At 62.7% G+C, this 5142-nt stretch carries 8 protein-coding genes; 3 read left to right on the top strand and 5 right to left on the bottom strand.

All coding sequences use genetic code 11. The features are described 5' to 3' along the window. On the bottom strand, positions 1-194 hold a 194-nt coding region (locus ENZ74_RS20895; protein WP_164761103.1), incomplete at its 3' end, for a LysR family transcriptional regulator. A gap of 127 nt (positions 195-321) precedes the next feature. Between ENZ74_RS20895 and ENZ74_RS35250 the strand changes: the two genes are divergently transcribed. Continuing rightward, a complete protein-coding gene (locus tag ENZ74_RS35250; RefSeq protein WP_245470984.1) occupies positions 322-678 on the top strand; it encodes an alcohol dehydrogenase catalytic domain-containing protein in 357 nt (118 codons plus the stop codon). A 33-nt stretch (positions 679-711) separates the two neighbouring features. Beyond that, positions 712-1233, top strand: coding sequence for an NAD(P)-dependent alcohol dehydrogenase (locus ENZ74_RS35245; RefSeq protein ID WP_245470983.1), 522 nt, complete (start codon positions 712-714; stop codon positions 1231-1233). An 11-nt stretch (positions 1234-1244) separates the two neighbouring features. Here the strand turns inward: ENZ74_RS35245 and ENZ74_RS20885 are convergent, their stop codons facing one another. The 4 genes from ENZ74_RS20885 to ENZ74_RS20870 all read right to left on the bottom strand — a co-directional run bounded on the left by ENZ74_RS20885 (position 1245) and on the right by ENZ74_RS20870 (position 4641). Next, positions 1245-1952 carry an LssY C-terminal domain-containing protein gene (locus tag ENZ74_RS20885; RefSeq protein WP_063168816.1) on the bottom strand — a complete coding sequence of 236 codons (708 nt, stop codon included), beginning with the start codon at positions 1950-1952 and terminating at the stop codon, positions 1245-1247. A gap of 74 nt (positions 1953-2026) precedes the next feature. After that, positions 2027-2833 (bottom strand): extensin family protein, encoded by an 807-nt coding sequence (locus ENZ74_RS20880; RefSeq protein ID WP_027162117.1) that lies wholly within the window; start codon positions 2831-2833, stop codon positions 2027-2029. A gap of 116 nt (positions 2834-2949) precedes the next feature. Further along, positions 2950-4083 (bottom strand): extensin family protein, encoded by a 1134-nt coding sequence (locus tag ENZ74_RS20875; protein ID WP_063170317.1) that lies wholly within the window; start codon positions 4081-4083, stop codon positions 2950-2952. A 132-nt stretch (positions 4084-4215) separates the two neighbouring features. Then, on the bottom strand, positions 4216-4641 hold the full coding sequence (locus tag ENZ74_RS20870) for a DUF3775 domain-containing protein (protein ID WP_013530064.1): 426 nt from the start codon (positions 4639-4641) through the stop codon (positions 4216-4218). Positions 4642-4784: 143 nt separating this feature from the next. On the opposite strand from ENZ74_RS20870, the gene ENZ74_RS20865 reads away from it, so the two are divergent. Further along, the coding region (locus ENZ74_RS20865; protein ID WP_127274074.1) for a tetratricopeptide repeat protein at positions 4785-5142 on the top strand (358 nt) is incomplete at its 3' end.

The following is a 5142-nucleotide window of genomic DNA, read 5'->3' as shown; positions in this document are numbered from 1 at the left end:
ATGCCTTCGCTGGTCGGACTGAGACTGCGGGTGGTGCGGTTCAACAAGCGAACGCCGAGCCTCTGCTCCAGCTGCGCGATCGATTTGCCGATCGCCGACTTCGTCACATGCAGCCGCTCGCCGGCGCTAGTGAAGCTGCCGGCCTCCACCGCCTGCACAAACGCGACGGTGCCTTGCAGGTCGGCCGTTTCCATGGCGATTTCCTATTGTCGACTTTTAGTCCGCAATCAGTGTCAAATTATACCGCACGGAAGCACTATTTTCTATAATCGAAAGGCATAAATGTCTCGCCTGGCATCAATGCACGGAGCGCGAGACGACATGAGCACCCCAATCAACAGATCCTGGCAGATGAGCGGTTTTGGCCTGTCGAGGCTAAGCCAGGTGGAAGGCAAGGTGCCCGAGCCAGGGCCGCACGATTTGCTGGTCCGGACCAAGGCCGTATCGCTCAACTACAAGGACAAGATGATCGTGGACGGCGTGCTGATCCCCGACCTTGCCTTTCCCTTCGTGCCGACATCCGACGCGGTGGGCGAAGTGGTGTCCGTCGGCAGTGCCGTCAGCCGCTTTCAGGTCGGCCAGCGCGTGCTTGGCCAGGTGATCGCCGATTGGCCGGATGGCGACGCACCGCCGGTGCTGCATAAGCACACGCTGGCGTCCTCGCCGAAGATGACATGATCGGAAAGCATACCCGACAGCGACGACCCCAGCGTGTGCTTATGCAGCACCGGCGGCGTGTCGCTGTTTGCGCTGCAGTTCGCCACTGCGTTCGGCCTGCGCGCCATCGTCACCTCAAGCAGTGATGAAAAGCTTGAGCGGGCGAGAAAGCTTGGCGCCTGGCAAGGGATCAACTACCGCACGCAACCGGCCTGGGACGATGCCGCGCGTGAGCTGACGAACGGGCTGGGCGTGAACCACGTGCTGGAAATGGTCGGCGGCGACAATGCACGGCGATCGCTGAACGCGCTGGCCGCCGACGGCCGGCTGTCGATCATCGGCCTGCTGGGCGCGATGGAGCTCAGCTTTCCCATCCTGCCCTTCATGCGCAACCGCATCACCGTGCAGGGCCTGTCGATCGGCCATCGCCGTGCTTTCGAGCGCATGAATCAGGCGATCGAGGCGCTGGCGATCAAGCCGGTCATCGACAAGGTTTTTGGCTTCGATGAGGTGCCGCAGGCCTTGCAACATCTGGAGAAAGGGCCGTTCGGCAAGATCGTGATCACCACGACCTGACTTTTGCGATGTCATGGCAACTGCTTCAACACGCCGACAATTGCCTCGCCGTCCGTGAAATAGGGATCGCCGCCGCCATTGCGTCCCGCCTTGGTGGCGCCGACGCCCGATATGTCGCTGGTCGAGAGCAGCATGCCGGCAGTGGCCAGGTCGCGCATCAGGAAATCGCGCTCGGCGTCGATGTCGGGGCCGATATGGTGGGTGACGGCGCCGGTGTCGTGGCTGAAGCCGACGCCGCGATCGAAGCTGGCCGAGCCCAGCCACAGCGGCCGGCCATCGTCGCCGCTTGCATCGGTCTGCCAGAAGCGGACATGATGCCGTCGGTCGGCGCTGATGCCCTCCGGCTTTTCGAAGGCGAGATCCTGGGCACGGCCATCGAACAGCAGCCTGCTGACCGGCGCATCGGGATAGGGGTGGTCGAACAGCACGCTTTCACCGATCTCGATCGCGGTCTTCAGGGTGACGGCGTCGGCGGTGTCCCAGCCGGCAACGGCAAAGGCGTGGACCACCTCCTTCTGCGTGCCGACAAGGCCGACATTGATCGGGTCGCCCGGAATGCCTTGCGGCGTGTGCGTCAGCATCTCGAAGCGATGCGTGCGAAAACCTCGATCGCGGAACGTCCAGAATTCCGGTGCGGCGAAATAGGCGAGCGCCAGATACGCGGCCAACAAGGTCGCCGCCCAGATCATAATGCGTCGCCGAACGCTTCGTTGACCCATGAATGCCGCTCAAATGTTCCGGCATCACATTAGGCGTTGTCATGGCATTCAGGCAAAGGATACCCGGCACCGATCTAACGGCAGGCGCGATAACCGTTCTTGCGGTTCTTGATGTCGAAATGAAAATGGTTGCGGTGGTCGTAATTGTAGCCGGGGCCGAGCACGGTGGTGAAGTACTGGCAGCCGTCGGCGCGCACATTGTTGAGGAAGCCACGGGTGCGGAAGGCGAACAGGCCGGGCTTGCGCACATCGATGTCGTCGCCATTGTTGAGCTCGATGCTCATGACGTCGAGCGCATTGCCCTTGCCGTGTTCGGACAGGACGCCTTCGCCGGCAATCCGGCGGCAGGAATAGCTGGAGCCCTGGTGTATGGTCCTGACGCCGGAGAAATAACGCCAGCGGGCGGAGGGAACGAGTTCGTTCTTCGTCCAGCCGGCAAAGGTAGCTGCCATGTCGCAGGTCAGGGTTGCGGCGGGTTTCATCTGGATGTTGCCGATGGCCGAGACCTTGACCGGATAATCGATGCCGCACTGGCCTTCATGGATCGGCGCCAGGTCGGTGTAGGCGACATCGAGGCGCTTCAATTGCTGACGGCAGTCGGTTTCGCTGGCCGGCATCTGCTCGACGGGCGACATCGGCTCGTCCATGCGCGGATAAGCGGCCTGCGTCATGTACGGATTGGAAGGGACAAGCTTCTGCATGCCGGCATATTGCGGCACGGCAGCCGTCTGCGCGCCGACGTCGACGGCCGGCTGCAGCGACAGCACACTGCCGGTGTTGCAGGCGGAAAGCGCCGCCAGCGCCAGACCGGCGGTCAGCATTGCTGCATATTTTGACTGGCGCGCGGTGGCGAAAAACACGGCCCGAAATTTGCCGGCCATTGGCGGAATCCCGTTGATGGATATCCGGCATTTTAACGATCAAGGGTAAAGGAAAACTCAGCGTCCGCGTTCATGCCTGCGGCCGAATTGCGGCACGCGGCCTGGATCAGCCCTGATCACTGGCAGAACGTTCCGCCATGACGGCGCGGTTCGAGATCGAGATGGAAATGCAGGGAATGATCGGCGTCGGCGCCTGGGCCGAGCACCGTCTTGAAGGGTCCGCAGGCGGCCTTGCGAACATTGTTGAGGAATTTGGCGTCTTTCTCCGGCGGCGCCGGGCCGACCTCGATCTTCTTGCCGTCCGACAGCGTGAAGCTGGCGATGTCGAGCGCGTTGCCGAACGCGTGTTCCGACAGTTTTCGTGTGCCGTTGCGTGGCCGGCAGACAAAAGCCGATGCCTGGCCGATCGATTTCAGGTCCGCACCGAATTCGGCCTTTGCCGCCGGCTGGATGACATCGGCGGCAAAACGCGCCGTCGCCTCGGCCATCTTGCAGTTGAGCTCGGTGCCCGGGGCAATCGCGATCGACTTTCCAAGGGTCTTCAGCACGATGGGGTAGGGAATCGAACAGCCGATTTCGGGCTGGCTTTCCGCCTTGTACTCTTCGAATTCGACGCCGAGCGTCTTTAGCCGTTCGCGGCATGCGACTTCCTCGACCGGCATTTTTTCATCGGGCACGTCGGCCGAGCGCGGATCGGGCAGCATCTTCTTCTCGTCCGCGTCGGCCGGCTTTTGCGGTGGCTGCGGGGCGACGGTTGGCGGCTGGGCCTCGGGTTCTGCAATGTCAGGCTTTTGTGTCGGCGTTGGCGCGACGTCCGGCGGCTCCGGCTCGTTTTCCCCGGTTGATGGCTCCGGAGCCAATGGCTCGGGACGTGCCTGCTTTTCCTGGTGGGATTTTTCTTCCTTGAAACGGTCGGGCGCTTCCGCGGCCTTCGGCCCTACGCGCTTTTGCTCCTCGGTCTTTGCAGCTTCAGCCTTTGGTGCGTCCGCCGGGCGTGGTTCGGGCACCGGAATGCCGGGTTGGGTTATCGGAGTGCCGGGTTCGGGCACGGGAACATCGGCAGGCGAGGGCAGCGATGTCTGCGTTTTCTGCTGTGTCTGCTTTGGCGTGACCTGCCGGTGGCGCCGTGGTTTCAAACGCTTTCCGCCCCTTGGTTTCAGGGGCTGGTCGGCTCGTGGTGTCAGCGGCTGCTCGACCCGCGGCGTCGGGGGCTTATGATGCCGATGGCGATGTCTCGCCTCGACCGGCATCACCAGCAAGGCCGTGACGGCCACGGTCAACGCAATCCTGCATATTCGGGAAAAGACGATCGACCCCATCGCCCTCAACGGCGCCGACGCAAGGTGGTTGCCTTGGCCGCATCACGAACGGTAACCGCTCCGTTACGCACCGATCGCTTCCAGCCCTTCCTCCAGCCAGTCGGCGAGCAGCGGCATGCCAAGCAGGTATTTCGCGGTGCGCTTGTTGGCGCGTTCGCGCGCGGCGGCCAGCGCGTCCGCCCATTCGGTGGCGTCGTAGTCGCCGCGACCGACCCAGGCCAACGCGATCAGCTCGGCTGCTTCATCGACATTGAGGTCGTTGATCAGCTCGCGCAGCTCTTCTTCGGTCAGGTTCTCGGAGCTTTCCTCGGCAAGGCCGTCATGGTGATGGTTGACATGGGACTCGCCGTCGAGTTCGACCTCGTGCTCGGCGCCATCGGCATAGTCTTCATTGACGGCCGCACTCAGTGCCTTGGCCTTGAGGATGAACAGGCGCACCGTGTCGGGGCCGATCGAAAGCTCCCAGTCCTTTTCAAGCCGCCGCTGCAAGGGCCGTCTCCCTCAGGTCGTTTGCCGGATGATAGCGGATTCGCGGCATCCGTCACCTGATGTTCTCCCGCCCGCAATTTTCCGGGATGAAACGCAAGCCGACCGGCGTTAGTATTGCATTCTCACCCCTCCAGGAGGTTTCGATGCATAAAAGAGTGCTGATCCAGGCGGCGAGCGCATTGCTCGTTCTACAGTTCCTTGCCGTTCCGGTGTTCGCCGCGGGCAGCGGGGGCAGCGGCGGTGACGAAACCGTCACCCAGTGCAAGAAGGGCCAGGTCTGGGACAAGAAGAAGAAAAAGTGCGTCGCGCCCCAGGAAGGCATGCTCGACGACGACAGCATCTATGATGCAGGCCACGCGCTGGCGATGGCCGGGCGCTATGACGAGGCGATTGCCGTGCTCAGCCTCGCCGCCAACAAGCAGGATCCGCGCATCCTCAACTATCTCGGCTATTCGCACCGCCATTCCGGCCGCGTCACCGTCGGCCTCGGCTATTACGAGG

This window comes from Mesorhizobium sp. M7A.F.Ca.CA.002.15.2.1 (assembly GCF_003998715.1).
Lineage (GTDB): Bacteria > Pseudomonadota > Alphaproteobacteria > Rhizobiales > Rhizobiaceae > Mesorhizobium > Mesorhizobium ciceri.
The sequence above is the reverse complement of the archived record's forward strand: the minus strand, read 5'-3'. Positions and strand labels throughout refer to the sequence as shown.